General features: G+C 72.6%; 20 protein-coding genes, 2 tRNA genes and 1 other RNA gene. 14 read left to right on the top strand and 9 right to left on the bottom strand.

Annotated features, from left to right (window positions below; translation table 11 throughout):
* On the bottom strand, positions 1-2,044 hold a 2,044-nt coding region (locus KUM38_RS09345; RefSeq protein ID WP_217128824.1), incomplete at its 3' end, for a DNA polymerase III subunit gamma and tau.
* Positions 2,045-2,091: 47 nt separating this feature from the next.
* An RNA gene (gene ffs, locus KUM38_RS09340) (signal recognition particle sRNA small type) lies at positions 2,092-2,190 on the bottom strand.
* Between the two features lie 73 nt (positions 2,191-2,263).
* Between ffs and KUM38_RS09335 the strand changes: the two genes are divergently transcribed.
* From KUM38_RS09335 to KUM38_RS09325, 3 genes are all read left to right on the top strand, one after another.
* Positions 2,264-2,351 (top strand) — tRNA-Ser (locus tag KUM38_RS09335).
* A 239-nt stretch (positions 2,352-2,590) separates the two neighbouring features.
* Positions 2,591-4,012: a DUF234 domain-containing protein gene (locus tag KUM38_RS09330; protein WP_217128823.1), complete on the top strand. Its 1,422-nt coding sequence runs from the start codon at positions 2,591-2,593 to the stop codon at positions 4,010-4,012.
* A 268-nt stretch (positions 4,013-4,280) separates the two neighbouring features.
* Positions 4,281-4,946 carry a maleylpyruvate isomerase family mycothiol-dependent enzyme gene (locus tag KUM38_RS09325; protein WP_217128822.1) on the top strand — a complete coding sequence of 222 codons (666 nt, stop codon included), beginning with the start codon at positions 4,281-4,283 and terminating at the stop codon, positions 4,944-4,946.
* Positions 4,947-4,964: 18 nt separating this feature from the next.
* Here KUM38_RS09325 and KUM38_RS09320 read toward each other — a convergent pair whose 3' ends face one another.
* The 6 genes from KUM38_RS09320 to KUM38_RS09295 all read right to left on the bottom strand — a co-directional run bounded on the left by KUM38_RS09320 (position 4,965) and on the right by KUM38_RS09295 (position 11,772).
* Entirely contained in the window at positions 4,965-5,534 is a 570-nt protein-coding gene (locus tag KUM38_RS09320; RefSeq protein WP_217128833.1) for a DM13 domain-containing protein, read from the bottom strand.
* A 126-nt stretch (positions 5,535-5,660) separates the two neighbouring features.
* Complete coding sequence (locus tag KUM38_RS09315; RefSeq protein WP_217128832.1) at positions 5,661-7,466, bottom strand: copper resistance protein CopC; 1,806 nt, start codon at positions 7,464-7,466, stop codon at positions 5,661-5,663.
* 149 nt (positions 7,467-7,615) lie between these two features.
* A complete protein-coding gene (locus tag KUM38_RS09310) occupies positions 7,616-8,389 on the bottom strand; it encodes an SDR family NAD(P)-dependent oxidoreductase (RefSeq protein ID WP_217128821.1) in 774 nt (257 codons plus the stop codon).
* Positions 8,386-8,865: a cupin domain-containing protein gene (locus tag KUM38_RS09305; RefSeq protein WP_217128820.1), complete on the bottom strand. Its 480-nt coding sequence runs from the start codon at positions 8,863-8,865 to the stop codon at positions 8,386-8,388. The genes KUM38_RS09310 and KUM38_RS09305 overlap by 4 nt, the downstream gene beginning before the upstream one ends.
* A complete protein-coding gene (locus KUM38_RS09300) occupies positions 8,862-9,470 on the bottom strand; it encodes a GNAT family N-acetyltransferase (RefSeq protein ID WP_217128819.1) in 609 nt (202 codons plus the stop codon). Before KUM38_RS09300 ends, KUM38_RS09305 begins: the two co-directional genes overlap by 4 nt.
* Entirely contained in the window at positions 9,463-11,772 is a 2,310-nt protein-coding gene (locus KUM38_RS09295; RefSeq protein ID WP_374227048.1) for a penicillin acylase family protein, read from the bottom strand. The genes KUM38_RS09300 and KUM38_RS09295 overlap by 8 nt, the downstream gene beginning before the upstream one ends.
* Positions 11,773-11,881: 109 nt before the next feature.
* On the opposite strand from KUM38_RS09295, the gene KUM38_RS09290 reads away from it, so the two are divergent.
* The 3 genes from KUM38_RS09290 to KUM38_RS09280 all read left to right on the top strand — a co-directional run bounded on the left by KUM38_RS09290 (position 11,882) and on the right by KUM38_RS09280 (position 13,846).
* On the top strand, positions 11,882-12,604 hold the full coding sequence (locus KUM38_RS09290) for a siderophore-interacting protein (RefSeq protein ID WP_217128817.1): 723 nt from the start codon (positions 11,882-11,884) through the stop codon (positions 12,602-12,604).
* Positions 12,605-12,802: 198 nt separating this feature from the next.
* Positions 12,803-13,099, top strand: coding sequence for a type II toxin-antitoxin system VapB family antitoxin (locus tag KUM38_RS09285; protein WP_004929488.1), 297 nt, complete (start codon positions 12,803-12,805; stop codon positions 13,097-13,099).
* 135 nt (positions 13,100-13,234) lie between these two features.
* A complete protein-coding gene (locus KUM38_RS09280; RefSeq protein ID WP_217128831.1) occupies positions 13,235-13,846 on the top strand; it encodes a LytR C-terminal domain-containing protein in 612 nt (203 codons plus the stop codon).
* A gap of 53 nt (positions 13,847-13,899) precedes the next feature.
* On the opposite strand, the gene upp is transcribed toward KUM38_RS09280, so the two are convergent.
* Positions 13,900-14,535: a uracil phosphoribosyltransferase gene (upp, locus tag KUM38_RS09275; RefSeq protein ID WP_217128816.1), complete on the bottom strand. Its 636-nt coding sequence runs from the start codon at positions 14,533-14,535 to the stop codon at positions 13,900-13,902.
* A 139-nt stretch (positions 14,536-14,674) separates the two neighbouring features.
* On the opposite strand from upp, the gene KUM38_RS09270 reads away from it, so the two are divergent.
* The 8 genes from KUM38_RS09270 (at position 14,675) to KUM38_RS09235 (ending at position 19,211) form a co-directional block, all read left to right on the top strand.
* Positions 14,675-14,878: a hypothetical protein gene (locus KUM38_RS09270; protein ID WP_217128815.1), complete on the top strand. Its 204-nt coding sequence runs from the start codon at positions 14,675-14,677 to the stop codon at positions 14,876-14,878.
* 343 nt (positions 14,879-15,221) lie between these two features.
* Complete coding sequence (locus KUM38_RS09265) at positions 15,222-15,767, top strand: hypothetical protein (protein ID WP_217128830.1); 546 nt, start codon at positions 15,222-15,224, stop codon at positions 15,765-15,767.
* A gap of 56 nt (positions 15,768-15,823) precedes the next feature.
* On the top strand, positions 15,824-16,255 hold the full coding sequence (gene tadA / locus KUM38_RS09260; RefSeq protein ID WP_254396921.1) for a tRNA adenosine(34) deaminase TadA: 432 nt from the start codon (positions 15,824-15,826) through the stop codon (positions 16,253-16,255).
* 45 nt (positions 16,256-16,300) lie between these two features.
* Positions 16,301-16,385, top strand: a tRNA-Ser gene (locus KUM38_RS09255).
* 90 nt (positions 16,386-16,475) lie between these two features.
* The gene (locus KUM38_RS09250) at positions 16,476-16,652 is read left to right on the top strand and encodes a hypothetical protein (RefSeq protein WP_217128813.1); all 177 of its coding nucleotides are present in this window, start codon (positions 16,476-16,478) and stop codon (positions 16,650-16,652) included.
* A complete protein-coding gene (locus KUM38_RS09245; RefSeq protein WP_217128812.1) occupies positions 16,652-16,945 on the top strand; it encodes a Dabb family protein in 294 nt (97 codons plus the stop codon). Before KUM38_RS09250 ends, KUM38_RS09245 begins: the two co-directional genes overlap by 1 nt.
* Before the next feature lie 177 nt (positions 16,946-17,122).
* Positions 17,123-18,061 carry an RNA polymerase sigma factor SigF gene (locus tag KUM38_RS09240; protein WP_254396920.1) on the top strand — a complete coding sequence of 313 codons (939 nt, stop codon included), beginning with the start codon at positions 17,123-17,125 and terminating at the stop codon, positions 18,059-18,061.
* 247 nt (positions 18,062-18,308) lie between these two features.
* Positions 18,309-19,211, top strand: a complete 903-nt coding sequence (locus KUM38_RS09235) for an RNA polymerase sigma factor SigF (RefSeq protein WP_217128811.1) — start codon at positions 18,309-18,311, stop codon at positions 19,209-19,211.
* Positions 19,212-19,313: the final 102 nt, after the last annotated feature.

Below are 19,313 nucleotides of genomic sequence, written 5' to 3'. Positions count from 1 at the left end.
GGGTGGGCGCGGGCGCTGCCGGGGCAGTGCTCGCCGGCGGCGCGGGCGGGGCGCTCGTCTGGGGGGCGGGCGGGCGCTGGCCGCTTCCGGCACCGGTGCCGCCACCGCCGTACCCGCTGCCGTACCCACCGTCGTTACGGCCGCCGGGCGGTGCGGCCGGGGCAGGTGCCGCCATGCCCCCGCCACCGGACGCGTCGACGATCGCCTCGATCTTCCACTGCACGTTGAACTGCTCGGCCAGCGCCTGGCGCAGTACGTCCTCGCTGCCGCTGCTGAGGAAGTTGTCCCGCGCGCCGGCGTTCACGAAGCCGATCTGGAGCGTCGTGCCGTCGAAACCGGTCACCTGGGCGTTCTGGCTGAGCAGGATCCAGGTGAAGCGACGACGGTTCTTGACCGTCTCCAGGATGTTCGGCCAGAGCATGCGGGGGTCGAGACCGCCGCCGCCACCCGAGGGCGCGGGGGCCGGCTGGGGGGCGGGTGCGGGCGCGGACACCGGCGCGGGTGCGCCGGGTGCGGCCGGGGGCTGTCCCCCGCCCGCAGCCGCAGCCGTGGGCCAGCCGCCGGGCCGACGGCCACCGCTGCCGGCGGAGGCGGCGGTGGGCCAGGCGCCGGGGGCCGCAGGGGCCGCGGCCGGGGCGGCCGCCGGAGGCTGAGCCTGCGGGGCGGGAGGAACAGGCGCGGGAGCGGGAGTGGGAGCGGGAGCGGACGGTGCCGGAGCAGGTGCCGGACCGGGCCCCCGTACCGCCGCCCGGGCGGCCGCGGGACCCCCACCCGGCGCGACCGGCGCCTGAGCCGCCTGGCCTGCCGGCGCTCCTCCGTGGACCTCCGGCCCGGGTACGTACCCCATGGGGGGCACACCGGCGCCGGCGCCGCCCGCGGAGAAGTTCACACCGCGCTCGATCCGGTCCAGCCGGGCCATGACCGAGCGCTCGTCGCCATAGGCGGCGGGCAGCAGCACGCGCGCGCAGATCAGCTCGAGCTGGAGGCGCGGCGAGTTGGCGCCGCGCATCTCGGTGAGCCCCTCGTTGACGAGGTCGGCGGCGCGGCTCAGCTCGGCGGCCCCGAAGGTGCCGGCCTGTGCCTGCATCCGCTCGATCACGTCGGCGGGGGCGTCGATGAGCCCCTTCTCGGCGGCATCGGGAACGGCGGCGAGGATGACGAGGTCCCGCAGCCGCTCCAGCAGGTCCGCGACAAACCGCCGCGGATCATTACCCCCCTCGATCACCCGGTCGACGACCTCGAAGGCGGCGGCGCCGTCACCGGTCGCGAAGGCCTCGACGACGGAGTCAAGCAGCGAGCCGTCCGTGTACCCCAGCAGGGAGGTGGCCATGGCGTACGTCACACCGTCCGCACCCGCACCGGCGAGGAGCTGGTCCATGACGGACATCGAGTCACGCACGGACCCGGCACCGGCCCGCACGACGAGCGGCAGCACGCCCTCCTCGACGGGGATGTCCTCCTTGCCGCACACCTCGCCGAGGTAGTCCCGCAGCGTGCCGGGCGGCACCAGCCGGAACGGGTAGTGGTGCGTACGCGACCGGATGGTCCCGATGACCTTCTCGGGCTCGGTGGTCGCGAAGATGAACTTCAGATGCTCCGGGGGCTCCTCGACGACCTTGAGCAGCGCGTTGAAACCGGCCGACGTGACCATGTGGGCCTCGTCGATGATGTAGATCTTGTACCGGCTGCCCGCGGGCCCGAAGAACGCCTTCTCACGCAGGTCACGGGCGTCGTCCACGCCACCGTGGGAAGCGGCGTCGATCTCGATGACGTCGATCGAACCGGGTCCGTTGCGCGCGAGGTCCCGGCAGGACTGGCACTCCCCGCACGGCGTCGGGGTCGGACCCTGCTCGCAGTTCAGGCACCGCGCCAGGATCCGCGCGCTGGTCGTCTTGCCGCAGCCACGCGGACCGCTGAACAGGTACGCGTGATTGACCCGGTTGTTCCGCAGCGCCTGCTGCAACGGGTCAGTGACATGCTCCTGCCCGATGACCTCGGCGAAGGACTCCGGGCGGTAACGGCGGTAGAGCGCGAGAGACGACACGCATACGAGGTTATAGGCGCCCACCGACAACCGGCCCCGGCGCCGGAAACGCAAGCGCCCCCCACGCACCCGCCAGAGCCGACCTACCCTTGCTGCCTTCCGGCCCTGGGGGAGTTCAGTCAGATAGCGCCGCGTGAGGGGCTACGGCAGAGGCTACCCCATGTCGCGGGCGAGGAACGAGTTCGCGAGCACTCCTCTCGGTCATGTAATGTTCCCACCGGAGGATTCGCCTAGAGGCCTAGGGCGCACGCTTGGAAAGCGTGTTGGGGGCAACCCCTCACGAGTTCGAATCTCGTATCCTCCGCCAGTGCCTCACCGGGCACGTTGTCGAAGGGCCCCACCGCTTGCGGTGGGGCCCTTCGACGTTGTCCAGCGTGGTCCGGCGCCTCCGTGCCGCCCCACGCGAAGCACGGTGTGCGCCAGCGGTTCCGCCATCCCGGCGGGGTGCCGGCTGCACAGCGACGAGGCGCAGCCGGATGCCGCCACATAGATGGTTACACTAGGGATAGTATCGGTACCGATACTATCCCTAGTGGGAGTCTCCTCATGCGTCGTTTCATCGGGCGGAACCAAGAACTGCAGGTGCTCCGCCGCGCCTTTCAAGAGGTCCGCGATGCCGTGGGGTTGTTGAAGCCCGGTCGGTGCATCCTCATGCGGGGCAGGCGGAGGGTGGGCAAGTCCAGCCTCGTCGAGGAGTTCCTGCGCCGCACCGAGGCGCCGAACCTCTTCTTCACCGCGGCGGGCGGCCCGGCAGAGGACGAGCTGGCGGAGCTGCTCGACGCCGTGCACAGGTCCACTCTGCCGGAGCGGGAACTGTTCTCGCAGGAAACCCCCGATCAGTGGAACGCGGCGTTCAGGCTGCTCGCGGAGATCCTTCCCGATGACAGTCCGAGCGTGATCGTCATCGACGAGGTTCCGTATCTCATGGACCGCATCGACGCCTTCGAAGGCATGCTCCAACGGGCCTGGGACCGCCTCCTCAGCCGCAAGCCGGTGCTTCTCCTCCTGGTCGGGTCCGACCTGTCGATGATGGAGGCGCTGAACAGTTACGACCGCCCCTTTCACCAGCGCGGCCGGGAAATGGTCGTGGGGCCCCTGAACCCGGCCGACATCGGCGAGATGCTCGGTCTGTCCCCGGCAGCCACGTTCGACGCCGCACTGGTCACGGGTGGTCTCCCCCTGATCTGCGCCGAGTGGCGGGCCGGAGCGGACGTCTGGGAGTTCCTCCGCGACTCGCTGGACAATCCGATCTCGGCACTGCTGGTCTCCGCCGAACGCTCCCTCGCCGCTGAGTTTCCGCCGCAGGCGATGAGCAGGGAGGTCCTGCGCGCCATCGGAAGCGGGGAGCGAACCTTCACCAACATCGCGCGCGCCGCCGGCGGCATCGCCCACACCACGCTCACCCGGGCCGCGGACGTCCTGACCGAGAAACGGGTGGTGACGGCCGAACTGCCACTCTCACTGCGGCCGTCGAAGGAACGCCGCTACCGGGTGGCCGACCCCTACCTGCGATTCTGGCTGGCCTTTCTGGATCCGCACATGGCGGAGATCGAGCGGATGCGGGGAGATCTCACGCTGAGCCGGATCAAGGAACGGTGGACGAGCTGGCGGGGCCGCGCGATCGAGCCCCTGGTCCGGGAATCCCTCGCCCGCCTCCTGCCGGAGGGGCCCCTGCCCGCCGCCCCGGCGATCGGCGGGTATTGGACCCGCAGCAACGACGTCGAGATCGACCTGGTGGGCGCCGACCGTCAGCCGGTGGCCAAGGAGTTGCTCTTCCTCGGTTCGGTCAAGTGGCTGGAGAACTCCGCGTTCGACAGGCACGACCTGGCAGCGCTGCAGAAGCACCGGGCAGCGATCACCGATGAGCCGGTACCGCTCGTGGCGGTCTCCCGCAGCGGGGTCACTTGTTCCGGTCTTCAGGCGGTGTACGGCCCCGAGGAACTGCTCAGCGCTTGGTGCAGGGCATGAGCGGGAACTGAACCGCTGGGAGTTCGAACCCCACCTCCTCAGCCCTCGGTGTGCCGTCGCCGCCCTCGCCCGCGAAGCCGTGCTCGCCGCCCGCGACCACCGGCAACCTGTCGCATACCGACGGACCGCAGCCCTGCGGTGAAAGATCGCTCACCGGCGATGACTTCGCTCCGGAGCGGGAGTCTCCTTCAGGACCGCCCTCGCCGGACGCCCGTTGTTCGGGCCGGGGGCACCGCAGACCACGGCCCCTGACAGGAGTCCAGCCCGAATGACTGATCCGGCACTGACAGCAGACCGCCATCGCGATACCGGGCTCTGGCCCTTGATCCACGCCGAGCGGGCGGCGCTGGCGGCCGATCTCGCGGATCTGACGGACGAGCAGTGGGAGACTCCCTCGCTCTGCGCCGGTCTGACGGTGCGGGAGGTGCTGGCGCACCTGACCGCGGGCGCCAGTCTCAACGCCGTGCGCTGGCTGGCGGGGGTGATCCGCTGCCGGTTCGACTTCGACCGGCAGGTGGCCGTGCGGCTGGCCGAGCAGCTCGGCGCGACCCCGGGCGAGACCCTCGAGCGTTTCCGGCGTGTCGTCCCGAGCACGACCAAGCCTCCCCTGCCCGCCATCGCCCTGCTGGGCGAGACGATCGTGCACGGAGAGGACATCCGGCGCCCGCTGGGCATCCGTCGTGACCATCCGATCGACGTCGTCACCCGGACGGCCGAGTACTACCGGGGCTCGGACCTCGTGGTCGTCGCCAAGGGACGCATCGGCGGCCTGGGACTCGTGGCGGACGACGGACCGTTCACGGCCGGTTCCGGGCCCCTCGTGTCCGGCAGCACCACGGCCCTGATCATGGCCATGACCGGGCGTGCGGCGTACTGCGACGATCTCGAGGGCGACGGTGTGGAGATCCTCCGCGGTCGCTGCGGGACGGCGTGACGCGTCGCCGTGACGTCCTCAGACGCGGGCGAGTTCCGCCGCGCCGAAGGAGACGTCGAAGCGGTCGCACCAGATGCTGACGCTGGTGTAGCGGGACGGGTCGACGTCCTCGGGGACGGTGTAGTTCTGGCTGCCCTTGTTGCCCTTGAGCTTGCCGAGGCTGACGTACCGGCCGTCGTCGAAGACGTGCCAGCCGGCGCGTCCCTCCTTCACCGGTGCGTCGGTCAGCCACACGCGCAGGTCGGGGCCGTTGCTGGTGTCGAGCCCTTCCAGGCGCACCACATGACTGCCGTCGGCCAGCCGCACGAACTTCACCGTGCCGGACGTCGCGTGCTCGTGGCTGATCAGCTCGCCGCTCGCCAGGGTCGTCGGTCCGGCCGGAGGCGGGGTGGCCGTCGCCCCGGACGGCGCCTCGGCAGGCGGTGTCGAGGCGACCGCCGTGACCTCGGGCAGCGCCTCCCGCACCGTCTCGTCCTGCCACAGCTTCCACGGCTGGAACCAGTACAGCCCGAAGCCGGCCCCGGCGACCGCCACCACCAGCACTCCGGCCGCCCACGGTCCGAGCAGTGCGCTCCGCACCCGCCCCATGTCGCCCACCTTCCTGGGAATCACCTGTCTCGGCTCCCATCCAACGGGGCGGACCGGCCGTCCGGAACAGCGTGGCGGATGACGAAATCCTTACGTGTCGCGCATCGTTGACGGCCTGCCGCGTGTTCAGCGGGTGATCTCCACCTGGCGGGTCCCGCTCACCTGGTCCACCTCGGAGACCCGGATCGTCAGTTTCATCGTCCAGGTGCCTTCGAGGGGGAGGTTGAGGTCGTTGGTGGCCCAGTAGCCGCCCCGGTCGGTCAGCTTCGCGTCGATGGGGCCGATGTTCTTCGCCGCGAGGGTGAAGGAGAGGCGGAGTTCGGGGACGAAGGTCAGGGCGCCCTGGGGGCCGAAGACCACCGCCTGGAGGCCGTTCTCGCCCACCCGGCCCGGGTCCATCGTGAGCTGCACCGTGCCCCGTCCGCCGGGGGTGCCCACGTCGTAGGGGATCGTGAACGCCTCCGCCCCGGGGAGGCCGGCCACCTGCGGCTCGGGCGCCTTGGCCGCCTCCGCCTCCGCACGGGCGGGGAGGGTGCCGGTCAGCACCGTGGTGACCAGCAGGACGACCACGGCCACGACGACCTCGGCCAGTACGGAGCGGCGCAGGGCTCGGCGGAGGCGGTCCTCCGGTCCGTCCGGTCCGTCCGGTCCGTCCGTCGGTGGGGTCACCGGCCTCAACTCCGGCCCCGGCCTCAACTCCGGCTCCGGCTCCGGAGGGATTCCGGACGCCCCCACCAGTTCCGGTACGCGTTCCTCGACCGCCGCCGGAGTCCTCGCCGGTCGCGCCAGGAGAGCCGTCCAGCGGCGGGACAGTGCCGCCGCCAGCAGCAGGAAGACCGTCGCGGCGAGCTTGACCGTCAGGGTCCGGCCGTACGACGTCTCCGTGAGGGCGGACCAGGAGCCGAGGCCGCGCCAGGACTGGTAGACGCCGGTGACGACGAGGACGGTCACCGAGGCGAGGGCCAGGCGGGAGAAGCGCGTGACCACGGTGGCGGGCGGCGGGGTCTTCGCCCGGTGGAGGGTGAGGAGCAGGGCCGTCAGGCCGCCGAGCCAGCACGCCGCCGCCAGCAGGTGGAGCACGGACGACGTCATGGCCTGCGGGACCTGGATGCCGGCGGAGGCGTGTTCGGCCGCCGCCCAGGTCAGTGCCAGGGCGAGGGAGAGTGCCGCGCCGGCCGCCAGGCGGGTCCGGGGGGAGCGGCGCCGGACGAGCGGCAGGAGGAGCGCCGCCGCCGACAGCAGGGCGAGGCGGGCCAGCAGGGCGAGGCCCGGGCGGCCGGTGAGGGTGTCGGTGAACGCCGCGGGGTCGAGGGCGGTCGCCGGTGAGGTGCCGTTCTCGTACGGGGCGCGCAGGACGAGCAGGACGGCCGTGGCCGTCAGCAGGGTCCACCAGCCGGTGAGCAGCGGCAGCCGCAGCGGGGCCGGGTCCGGTGGCCGGCACAGTGCCGCGAACGCCGCCGTGCCGATGAGCAGCGCGGCGGCGATGTAGGCGAGGTGGCGGCCGGTGTCGTAGAGGCTCTTGGTGACCGGGTGCTCGGCGGACGCCGCGGGTGCCGCCGGTGCGGTGGGCGAGGGCTCGCCGACGGAGAAGGTGAAGGCGCCGGAGACCGGGTGGCTGTCGGCGGAGACGACCCGCCAGGCCACCGTGTACGTGCCGTCGGCCAGGCCGCCGGGCAGGTCCGCGCGGGCGGTGTCGGGGGCGCCGTCCGCGTGCTGCGGCTCGCCGAGGGGGACCCGGCGGTTGTCGGGGCCGTAGACGCGGAAGGAGTCCTCGAGCAGGCCGACGGACTCCGTGAAGGTCAGGGTGAGGTGGCGGGGCGCGGACTTGACGACGCTTCCGTCCCCGGGGTCGCTGCCGCGGAGGGCGGCGTGGGCGCTCGCCGGGGCCGCGCTGCCGAGGAGGAGCAGGACCAGCACGGTGCCCAGCAGCACCAGCCCTCGAAGTCGCCGGGGTCCGCGGCTGCCCGGGGTTCCGCCCCGTCCGTCCTCGCCCGCCGCCCCGTTCCGCCGTCGCTCCACGTCGTACCCGCCTCCCGGCCGTTCCGGCTACGGGTTACGTACGGATGGCGGGCCCGGTGTGCTCACCAGGTCGGCCGGGCCGAGACCCCTCCGTCCACCACCAGGTCGTGGCCCGTCACCCAGGACGCGAGCCGGGAGGCGAGGAACACGCAGGCGTCGCCGATGTCCTCCGGGCGGCCGAGCCGGCCCACGGCGGACGCCTGCCGCCAGCGGCGTACGCCCTCCGGCCAGGCGTCGGCCAGGCCCTCCCGGTCGATCAGGCCGGGCGAGACGGTGTTGACGCGTACGCCCCACGGCCCGTACTCCTGGGCCGCCGAACGGGCGTGCGTCACCACCGCCGCCTTGGCGGCGCCGTAGTGGGCGTGGCCGGGCGCCGGGCTGCGGGCCTCGACCGAGGCGACGTGGGTGACGGTGCCGCCGCCGTCCTGGTCCCGCATGAGCTCCGCCGCCGCCTGGGTGCAGGCGAAGACGGTGGTGAGGTCGGTGTCCACGACCGTCCGCCACTCGGCCACCGTCATTCCGGCGAGTTCCCGGACCGGCTGGACGCCGGCGTTGTTGACGAGCGCGGTCAGCCGGCCGCCGAACCGGTCGGCCGCCTCGGCCACCACGCGGCGGCAGGCGTCCTCGTCGGTGAGGTCCGCGCGGAGGACGACGGCCGCGCCGCCCGACGCGCGGATGCGGTCGGCGGTCTCCCGCGCGGACTCCGTCGAGGTGCGGCAGTGCAGCGCGACGGCCGCGCCCTCCTCGGCGAACCGCCGTGCGATGCCCCGGCCGATGCCGCCGCCCGCGCCCGTGACCAGGGCGACCTGGCCGTGCAGCAGACCCCGCTCGCTCATGGACGGCAGAGTTCCATGATGAGCGCCGCCCACTCGGGGTGACGCGCCGTCAGTTCCGCCGCGTCGCCGTGCTCGTAGCCCTCGTAGGTGAAGCCGGGTGCCATCGTGCAGCCGAACAGCGTCCAGGCGCCACCGGCCGCCACCCGCGCGCCCATCCAGGTGCCGGCCGGGACGGTGAGCTGGACGTGTTGGCCGCCGAGGACGTCCGGGCCGAGCACGGGGGTGCGGGCGGTGCCGTCGGGGGCGAGGAGGAGCAGGTCGAGGGGGTCGCCGAGGTGGAAGTGCCAGATCTCGTCGGTGGGGAGGCGGTGCATCGCGGAGAAGTCGCCGGGGGCGTCGGTGAGCAGGGCGACGACGGCGGTGCCCTCGGGGCGGCCGTCGGGGCGTGCGGGACCGGCCCAGGTCTGCCGGAACCGGCCGCCCTCGCGGGGGATCGGCTCCAGTCCGTAGTGGGCGACGAGGTCGTCGGGGGTCACCCGCCGAAGGCTACCTCGCGGGTGAGGAAGGCGAGTTGTGCCTTCTTCTCGGGCAGGTACACGTCCGGGAGGTCGATCTCCGGCAGGACGACCGCGGGGCCGGCGGTGAAGCCCTGCTTGAGGAAGCGGGCGACGGCCTTCTCGTTGGCCACGTCCGGGTCGACCACCAGGCGCTTCCGGTCGAGGCCGAGCAGGGCGTACGCGGTGAGGACGCCCACCAGGGCGGCGGTCCAGCCGGGGCGCGGGCTCCCGGTGCCGGTGGGGGCGAGCAGCAGGTGGACGCCGATGTCGCCGGGTTCGACGGGGTAGCACTCGCCGACGCGGTCGGCCTCCGGGTCGTACGTCTGGAACAGCGCGGCGGGTTCGCCGTCCTTGAGGACGAGGTACGCGTGGTGGGTGTCGAGGGTGTCCATGTGGGCGTAGATCTCGGCGACCCGCTGGACGGTGAGGCCGTTCATGCCCCAGAAGACGGCGCGTTCCTCGCTCACCCAGCGGTGCAGGAGGGGCGCGTCGGCGGCCGGGTCCAGCGGCAGGACGCGTACGGTGCCGAAGCCGTCGACCTCCTGCTCGTGGACGGCCGTGCGGGAGGCGTACGGGTCAGACATCGGTCTCCTTCTTCAGCTGTGCCCAGTCGGTGAGGACCGGGGCCAGGTCTCCGGCGAGCCACAGGGGCTGCTGGTCGCGGTGGTGGGGTGAGCCGGGGACGCCGGACGCGCCCAGCGGCACCACCCAGCGGCTGTTCTCCCGGTCGGCCAGGTCCCAGACGTAGCGGGCGGCCGGGCCGCGCGCCGCGAGGTCGGTGAGGCCGGGCACCGGGGAGGTGCACAGCACGCAGTCGTGGTCGCCGGAGAGACCGGGCTCGTCGTACGGCGTCGTCGGCGGCAGCGCCCGCCAGGGGGCCAGCCGGTGGGTGTCGCCCCAGGTGCCGGCGGGCGGGCTGGCGGCCACCTCCTCCAGGGCCGCGCGGACCACCGCCGGGCGGTCGATGCCGAACAGTTCCTCGGCGGAGAGGAGGTGTTCGAGGGCGTGGCCGATGCGCGGGACGAGGGCGAGCCAGGGGCGGAAGACCTCGGGGTACGGGGGTGGTGCGGCCGCCGTGGCGAAGGCGGGCTGCGCGGCGAGCCGGCGTACGACCGCGCTCCGCACCGCCGCGAAGACGGCCGCGTCGGCGCTGTCCGCGTCCATCCGGCGGTCCCATCGCAGGAGGCGGTCGCGCAGGGCGGCGGCGGGGGCGCTCAGGGCGGCGGGACCGCTCTCCGCGGGGCCGTCGAGGGCGGCGAGGAGCTCCAGCAGGGGGGCGGCGGAGGCGAGGTGGGTGTCCATGTGGATGGCGGACATGTCGGCGGCGGACCAGCGGGTCTGCCGGCCCAGCAGCGCGGTGATGCGGTCGGCGCGGTGCGGCGGGGCGAACTCGACGCCCAGCGGGGTCGCCGGGCCGCGCTGGTTCGCCATCACGGCGACGCCGTCGGTCAGTCCGGCGCGCGGTGACTCGTGCCAGCCCCGCCACTCGTGGCCGGGCTCCCACGCCGGCACCAGGCGGGTCCGGTTGGCCTCGGAGCGGACCGGGACCCGGCCGGCCACCCGGTGCAGGGTGCCGCCCTCGGTGTCGGCGGCCATGACCACGTTGACCGGTTCGGCCCACCGGTCGACGGCCCGGTCCACGTCGGCGGCCCGGCGGGCCCGCAGCAGCGGCAGCAGGGCGCCGAAGCCGAGGTCGCCGGTGACGCGGGGCGGGTAGCGCAGGGCCACGGCGAGCGGGGGTTCGCCGGGCTCGGGCACGCCGTCGTCGAGGCCCTCGGGGCCGCCGATGACGACGGGGCCGCGGTCGGTCTCGACGATCTCGACCTCGACCGGCTCCTCGCCCGCCACCTCGACGGTCTCGGTGTGCCGGACGGCACGGTGCCACGTCCCGTCCGGGCCGAGCGCCTCCACGCCGGCGCCGGTGCGCCGCAGCCGCTCGCGGTAGAGGTCCTGGTAGTCGGCCATGGCGTTGGTGATGGCCCAGGCGACCGTGCCGGTGTGGCCGAAGTGGGCGATGCCGGGGACGCCGGGCACGGCGAGGCCGACGACGTCGAACTCCGGGCAGGACAGGCGGATCTGCTGGTAGACGCCGGGGTCCTCGATGAAGCGGTGCGGGTCCCCGGCGATGACCGCGTGCCCGGTGACCGTGCGGTCCCCGGTGACCAGCCAGCCGTTGCTGCCGGCGGTGCCGGGACCGTCGGAGGCGAACAGGCCGACGGCGTCCGCGCCGAGGTGGGCGGTGATGTGCGTGCGCCAGAGCTTGGCGGGGAAGCCGGCGAACAGGATGTGGGTGGAGAGCCAGACCGCGAGCGGGGTCCAGGGCTCCCAGCGACCGGGGCGCAGGCCCGCGCGGGTGAACTCGGGAGCGGCCCCGGACACCGCGTCCCCGCCGTCGGCCTGCCCGGCCGGGGTCCCGTCGGGGCGGTCCGACGAGCCGGCCGCGCTCACGGCGGTGCTGCCGGCCGACGCGTCGGCCCGAGGTCCGGAGCCGGCGGCCGGCGGACCGGAACCCGCGTCCTCCGCGTCCCCGGCGGGCGCGGCGGATCCGGTCCCGGACACCGGGCCCCCGCCGCCGGCGGACAGGTCGGAACCCGAGCCCCCGGCGGCTGCCAGGCCGTCGTTCACGCCGGACACGTACGCCCGTACCCACTCCGCCGTCTCCGGGTCCGTCCGCTGCAGTTCGGTCCAGCAGCGGCGGGCCGTGTCGGCCAGGCGGGCGCGGCGGGCGAAACGGTCCCAGGGGAGCGCCTCGGGGCCGAGGAACGAGGCCGAGGTGCCCTGCGCGCGGTGCCGTTCGACCTCGAGCTGCCAGGCCCGGTCGAGGGCGGTGACCCGGCCCTGGGCGTACGCGAGCCCGTTCGCGCTCTCCGCGCGCAGATGGGGGATGCCCCAGGGGTCCCGGAAGATCTCGCCGCCCACTGCGCCCTCATTTCCCATTAGGTTAGGCTCCCCTAAGTAAACCGTGGCGGAATCGTACGCGAAGGGTGAAGACGCGATGGGACAGGGGCGGGGTTGGGAGGGCGCGGTCCTCAAGCTGTTCCGCGCGAAGGACTTCACGTTCACCGTGACCGGCGCGGAGGACGTCACCGCCGACTACCGGCGGCTGCGTCTCACCGACGGCGGGATGCTGGCGGCGACGGGCGTCCACCCGACGATGTGGGTGCGGCTGTGGTTCACCAACGCGGGCAAGCCGCACCAGCGGGCGTACACCCTGGTCGACCCGGACCCGGCGGCCGGCACCTTCGGCCTGGAGTTCGCGCTGCACGAGGGGTGCGCCAGCGACTGGGCCAGGGCGGCGAAGCCCGGCGACACCATCGAGGCGACCGTGCAGGGCACGGGCTTCGAACGGCCGGACCCCGAGCCGTCGCACGTCGTCGCCGTCGGCGACCCGGCGTCCCTGCCGGCGATCAACTCCCTCCTCGACTCGCTCGGCACCACTCCGGCGACGATCTGGCTGGAGGGCGACACGGACGGGCTGCCCCTGCGCGCCGAACCGGGCCTGCACGACGTACGGCGCGTGCCGCGCGGCGACGCGGGCGCGCGTCTCGTCACCGAGGTGCGGTCCCAGCTGCCGGACCTGCTGAAGGACGAGACCGACCCGTACGTGTGGATCGCCTGCGACACCGCGACCACCCGCGCGCTGTCGGCGTTCGCGCGCAGGGAACTGGGCGTGCCGAAGCAGCGGGTGCACGCGCTGGGGTACTGGCGCGCGAGCTGAGCCGGGACGCGGACGGAGGCCTCCCCGGTGAGGACGGGAGAACGGGTGGGCGCCTCGGAAGCGGCGGCCGACGGCCCGATCCACCGATCGTCACATCAGACCACCATTCCGTTTCGCCCCGCATTCGGGTGCCTTTTCCGGTGTCGCACTGCGTCGCCATGGCTGCGCCCGGAACGCGTTGACCGGTAGGCTTTCCGTGTGATCTTCAAGCGCATCGGAAACGGCCGGCCGTACCCCGACCACGGCCGGGAAAGCACCCGGCAGTGGGCGGACGTCGCGCCGCGCCCGGTCCGCCTCGATCAGCTCGTGACGACCAAGCAGCAGCTCGACCTCGAGACCCTCCTCGCCGAGGACTCGACCTTCTACGGCGACCTCTTCGCGCACGTCGTGAAGTGGCGGGGCGATCTGTACCTGGAGGACGGGCTGCACCGCGCGGTACGGGCCGCGCTCCAGCAGCGCCAGGTGCTGCACGCCCGCGTCCTCGAACTGGACTGACACCCGGCAGACGTCCCCTTCGGGACCCGGCTTGACCCTTTAGGGTTGCACTGCACACAGTCGGATGATCATCCGGTATGCATTGTCGTCCGGGCGCACTACGCTGCGCTCATGAGCATGCTCACTCCACCCGGCATGGGCGGCCAGTACCGGATCACGGGTGACAAGTACCCGCGGATGCGCCGGCCCCGGCGGCGCGGCAGGCTCGTCGTCCTGTCCGTCGCCTCCGCGGTCGTGCTCGGAGTGGGCGGCTGGGGCACGCTCCAGCTCATCGACGTGTTCACCGGCGACGGCGACCCCGCTTCCGCGAGCGGCACCAAGGCGGCCTGCGCCGACACGGCGAGCCGCACGACCGCGCCGAAGGCGCTGCCCGCGCCCGGGACCATCACGGTCAACGTCCTCAACGCCACGACCCGCGGCGGACTCGCCCAGAAGACCGCCGACGAGCTGAAGAAGCGCGGCTTCAGGATCGGCGAGGTCGGCAACGCGACCAAGGAGTACGACAAGAAGGTCAAGGGCACCGGAGTGTTCCTCGGGCCCGCCGCCGCCGGCGACACCTCGCTGCCGGTGCTCGGCACCCAGCTCGCTGACGCCGAACGCCGCACCGACCCCGCCCGCAAGGGCACCGAGGTCGACCTGATCATCGGCGACGGCTTCGAGTCCCTGACGAAGAAGGCGGACGCCGACCGGGCCCTGACCGCGCTGGCCGCGCCCAAGGCGGCGCCCGCCCCGAAGAAGAACTGCTGAGACGAAGAAGAACCGCTGAGCCCCTGAGCCCTTGAGCCGCGGGGCCGCGGGTCCTACTCCGCCGCCCCGTACATCCGGTCCCCCGCGTCGCCGAGGCCCGGCACGATGTAGCCGTGCTCGTTGAGCCGCTCGTCGACCGACGCCGTCACCACCGTCACCGGGGTGCCGGCCAGCTCGCGCTCCATGACCTCGACGCCCTCGGGCGCGGCCAGCAGCACCACGGCGGTCACGTCGTCCGCGCCGCGCCTGATCAGCTCCTGGATCGCCGCGACCAGCGTGCCGCCGGTGGCGAGCATCGGGTCCAGGACGTAGACCTGGCGCCCGGAGAGGTCCTCCGGCATCCGGGTGGCGTACGTCGAGGCCTGCAGCGTCTCCTCGTTGCGGATCATGCCGAGGAAACCCACCTCGGCGGTCGGCAGCAGCCGGACCATGCCGTCCAGCATGCCGAGACCGGCCCGCAGGATCGGCACCACCAGCGGGCGCGGGTGGGAGAGCTTGACACCCGTGGTCCGCTCGACCGGCGTCTGGATGTCGACCTGTTCGGTGCGCACGTCGCGCGTGGCCTCGTAGGCGAGCAGGGTGACCAGCTCGTCGGCGAGACGGCGGAAGGTCGCGGAGTCGGTGCGCTGGTCGCGCAGCGTGGTGAGCTTGTGGGCGACCAGGGGGTGGTCGACGACGTGGAGACGCATGGCGTCAACATTAACCGGGCCCGACCGGCCCAGCGTCCCCGCACACGGCAAGCCCTCCCCGTGCGCCCGTCACTCGTCCGCTGGCGTCAAACCGCTCGCCCGGGGGAAGGTGGGAGGGACGGACTGGGGTGGTGAACCGATGCCTGAGCAGGACGACCGAGATGATCCGTCACCGCGCGGGGCACCCGATCCGACGGAGACGGAGGCCGAGCGGCGGCGCCGCCGCGCCCGGTTCCTGCGCGAACTCGCCGAGGCCCGGGAACTGCGCGACCGGGTCCAGCCGCGCCGCGCCAAGGCCGCCCGGCTGCGCCACGCGATGCGCATGCGCACCTTCCGCTGGTAGGCGGCACCGGGGAAGACCCCGTCCGGCCGCGGGAAAATCCCGTCCGGCCGCGGGAAGATCGCGCCACGCGCACGCGTTTGCCGAAGTGCCCGTGCGGGGAAGGCCCGTGAGTCCGCGTACGATCCGCACGTGGCGACAAGGAGTGCGCTGGTGAGTCCTTCGTGGGCGCACTCGGCGGACTGCGATCAAAATGCCGGACACAGGGAGCCGAAGACGTCCCCTGACGGCCTTGTTTCTGCCACGATTCCGAGTGGGTGGGGCTCGGAGAACCGTCCCCCCGCCCGCAACACCTCCGCCGGGGGGACCCCCAACCGGCACGCCTATGACCAGTGGGAGAGTCACGGTGTACTTCGCCGCACTGCTCGCGCGCACCGAAGACGGGTGGGAAGCGAGCGACACGGAGCTCGACGATGTGGAAACCCTGTCGGATCTGGCCGACCTGGCCCGGGAGGCCTCTCCCGACGAGGACACGGTGCTCGTGCTGATCGAGCAGGAGGACGGCTGGTTCGGCGTCGTCCGCGTGGACGGCGAGGAGGATCCTCGGGTCTACGTCTCCGACGCCGCAGCCGCCTCCCGCAGCAGCTACGGCGAGATCCTGCTCACCGACGAGCTGCTCGGCCGGGAACCCGGGGACGACGGCGCCGACCTGGACGCCCTCGACCTCGACGGCACGGAGGACGGTGAACCGGACGACGAGGACGTCGACGCCGACGACGGCGCCGCGTCCGCCGGCCCCTCCGAAGCCGTGCCGCACGGACCGGTCGGTGACGCGCAGGTCCTGGAGGACCTGGGCGTGAGCGAGAAGGAGTTGCGTTCGATGACCGAGGACGCCGTCACCGAGATCGCCGAGGCCCTGGGCGCCTCGGAGGTCCTGGAGACCGTCCGCTGACCGTGCCGAACACACCGGAACCGCCGGACCCGGTACGCGACCCCTGGCGGCCCGCGATGCGGCTCGCCCTGGACGAGGCAGGACGGGCCGTCCGGGGCGGGGACGTCCCCGTCGGCGCCGTCGTGCTGGCCCCGGACGGCACCACCGTGCTGGCCGCCGCCCACAACGAGCGCGAGGCCGCCGGCGATCCCACGGCCCACGCGGAGGTCCTCGCCGTCCGGCGGGCCGCCGCACGGCTCGGGGAGTGGCGGCTGTCCGGCTGCACCCTGGTGGTGACGCTGGAGCCGTGCACGATGTGCGCGGGAGCGGTCCAGCAGTCACGGGTGGACCGGGTGGTCTACGGCGCCCGGGACGAGAAGGCGGGCGCGGCCGGCTCTCTGTGGGACCTCGTCCGCGACCGGCGGCTCAACCACCGCCCCGAAGTGATCGAGGGCGTACTCGCCGACGAGTGCGCCCGGCTGCTCACGGAGTTCTTCCGGAACCGGTGAATACCGATTTCAAACCACGCCCCACCTTGCTGTAAGGTCTCCCTCGGTAGCGTGTCCGAGCGGCCGAAGGAGCTCGCCTCGAAAGCGAGTGTGGCGCAAGTCACCGAGGGTTCAAATCCCTCCGCTACCGCTGGTGAAGGGCCCCGTCGTCAGACGGGGCCCTTCGTGCGATCATGGGCCCGCTCGATGCTGATGTGACACCAGTGACAGGGGGGCCGCGATGGCGGTGAACGCGAAGAAGATCGCCGTCTACGTCCTTGTGGTCTTCGTGCTGTATCTGATCATCACGGACCCGGCCAAGGCGGCCGACTACGTCCAGATAGGGTTCGAGGGCATATCGGACGCCGCGAAGGCCGTCGGCGACTTCATGACCTGGCTGGCCAACGGAGGAAAGTGATGATCCGCCACCTGGTGCTCTTCAGGCTGAACGAGGGCGTCGAGCGCGACGACCCGAGGGTCGTGGAGGGCGTGGAGGCCTTCCGTTCGCTCGACGGCAGGATCCCGGAGATCCGCTTCTGGGAGTGCGCCTGGAACATCAGCGACCGCCCCATCGCCTACGACTTCGCCATCAACTCGGCGTTCGAGGACGCGGAGGCGCTGCGCCGGTACGTGGAGCACCCGGAGCACCAGGCGGGTGTCGGACTGTGGCGCGAGTTCGCCACGTGGGTGATCGCCGACTACGAGTTCTGACACTCCGGCCCCTGGAACCCCCCGCCATGACGGCGGGGGGTTTTGCTGTTCCATACGCCCGCTTCTGTCACTCAACACGGAATATGCGGTGCTTGCGCACGGTGAGTCAGTCTTGTGATGCTATGACCGCTTTTGACGGATGAGTTGACGGACGATGTGAGCGATGAAGAGGTGGCGTTGACCGTGTCGGCCAGTACTGCGCCGCCCCAGGACGAGGTGTCCCCCGACGCGGTCCAGGCCCCGGCCTCCGCCCAGTCCGCCTCAGACCCGTCCGCCCCAGACCCGTCCGCGGCCCACCCGTCCGCCACCGACCCGTCCGCGGCCGCCGACCGGCCGGTGAGCCCCGCCAAGCGTCGTGGCGCCGACACCCGGGCCCTGACACAGCTGCTCTTCGGCCAGCTCAAGGAGCTGCAGCCGGGCATGCCGGAACACGCCCGCGTGCGCGCCGCGCTCATCGAGGCCAACCTGCCCCTGGTGCGCTACGCCGCCGCCCGCTTCCGCTCCCGCAACGAGCCGATGGAGGACGTCGTCCAGGTCGGCACCATCGGACTGATCAACGCCATCGACCGCTTCGACCCGGACCGGGGCGTGCAGTTCCCGACGTTCGCGATGCCGACGGTGGTCGGCGAGATCAAGCGGTACTTCCGGGACAACGTCCGCACCGTCCACGTACCGCGCCGGCTGCACGAGCTGTGGGTGCAGGTCAACAGCGCGACCGAGGACCTGACGACCGCCCACGGGCGCTCCCCGTCGACCGCCGAGATCGCCCAGCGGCTGCGCATCACCGAGGAGGAGGTGCTGTCCTGCATCGAGGCCGGACGGTCGTACCACGCCACCTCGCTGGAGGCCGCGCAGGAGGGCGACGGGATGCCCGGACTGCTGGACCGGCTGGGGTACGAGGATCCCGCCCTGGACGGCGTCGAGCACCGCGACCTCGTCCGGCACCTGCTCGTCCAGCTGCCCGAGCGGGAGCAGCGCATCCTGCTGCTGCGTTACTACAGCAATCTCACCCAGTCGCAGATCAGTGCGGAACTCGGTGTCTCGCAGATGCACGTGTCCCGCCTACTGGCCCGTAGCTTCCAGCGGCTGCGATCCGCAAACAGGATCGAGGCGTAACCGGGAAGAGCGAATCACCCAACAGGGTTGTTCTGCGCTTTTCTGACCCGAAAGGCTGTCAGACCCCTTGTTTCCAGGGCTGATTCACTTCCCGGATGTCGACATGTCACTACAGCGCGTTGCCGACATGTGACATTCTGCGGGAAGCGCGTTTGCCGGAGCCCCGGCGCCGGTATTCCAGGTGATGGCTGCGTTCCTCGATCGGGGAGCGTCCGCCGCGACCGTCCCGCGACCCAAAGGGGGTGGCATGTCCGCAGAACAGGGCAGCTCGAAGGTGCTCACGCTCGCGGAGAGCGAGACAGCTCCCCATGCTCTCGACGCACTCGGTCCCATCGACGAAGGACCGGCCCTCGCGGCCGTACCCGCTCCGGAACTTCCGGACACGGCGGCCCTCGACACCCGCACCCTGTCCCGCTCCCTGTTCCTGCGGCTCGCCGCACTGGACGAGGACAGCCCGGAGCGCGCCTACGTCCGGGACACCCTGATCGAGCTCAACCTGCCGCTGGTGCGGTACGCGGCGGCGCGGTTCCGCTCGCGCAACGAGCCGATGGAGGACATCGTCCAGGTCGGCACCATCGGGCTGATCAAGGCGATCGACCGCTTCGACTGCGAACGGGGCGTGGAGTTCCCGACGTTCGCGATGCCGACGGTGGTCGGCGAGATCAAGCGGTTCTTCCGCGACACGTCGTGGTCGGTGCGGGTGCCGCGCCGGCTGCAGGAGCTGCGGCTGGCGCTGACGAAGGCCAGCGACGAGCTCTCCCAGAAGCTGGACCGCTCCCCGACGGTCACCGAACTCGCCGCCGTGCTGGGCGTGTCGGAGGAGGACGTCGTCGACGGCCTCGCGGTCGGCAACGCGTACACGGCGTCCTCGCTGGACTCCCCCGCCCCCGAGGACGACGGCGGCGAGGGCTCGCTCGCGGACCGCCTCGGCTACGAGGACACGGCGCTGGAGGGCGTGGAGTACCGGGAGTCGCTCAAGCCGCTGCTGGCCAAGCTGCCGCCCCGGGAGCGGCGGATCATCATGCTGCGCTTCTTCGCCAACATGACCCAGTCGCAGATCGGCGAGGAGGTCGGCATCTCCCAGATGCACGTCTCGCGGCTGCTCACCCGGACGCTCGCCCAGCTGCGGGAGGGCCTCATCGCGGACTGAGGCACGGCACAGCGCGGGGCGCCGGCGGGGCGCTCCGTACGCGGAAGCGGATTCGTGGCCGCCGGGGCGCCCAGCACGGGCGCAACGGCGGCCGCCGCGTTT

This window comes from Streptomyces sp. AC558_RSS880 (assembly GCF_019049255.1).
In the GTDB taxonomy this organism is placed as follows: domain Bacteria; phylum Actinomycetota; class Actinomycetes; order Streptomycetales; family Streptomycetaceae; genus Streptomyces.
The sequence above is the reverse complement of the archived record's forward strand: the minus strand, read 5'-3'. Positions and strand labels throughout refer to the sequence as shown.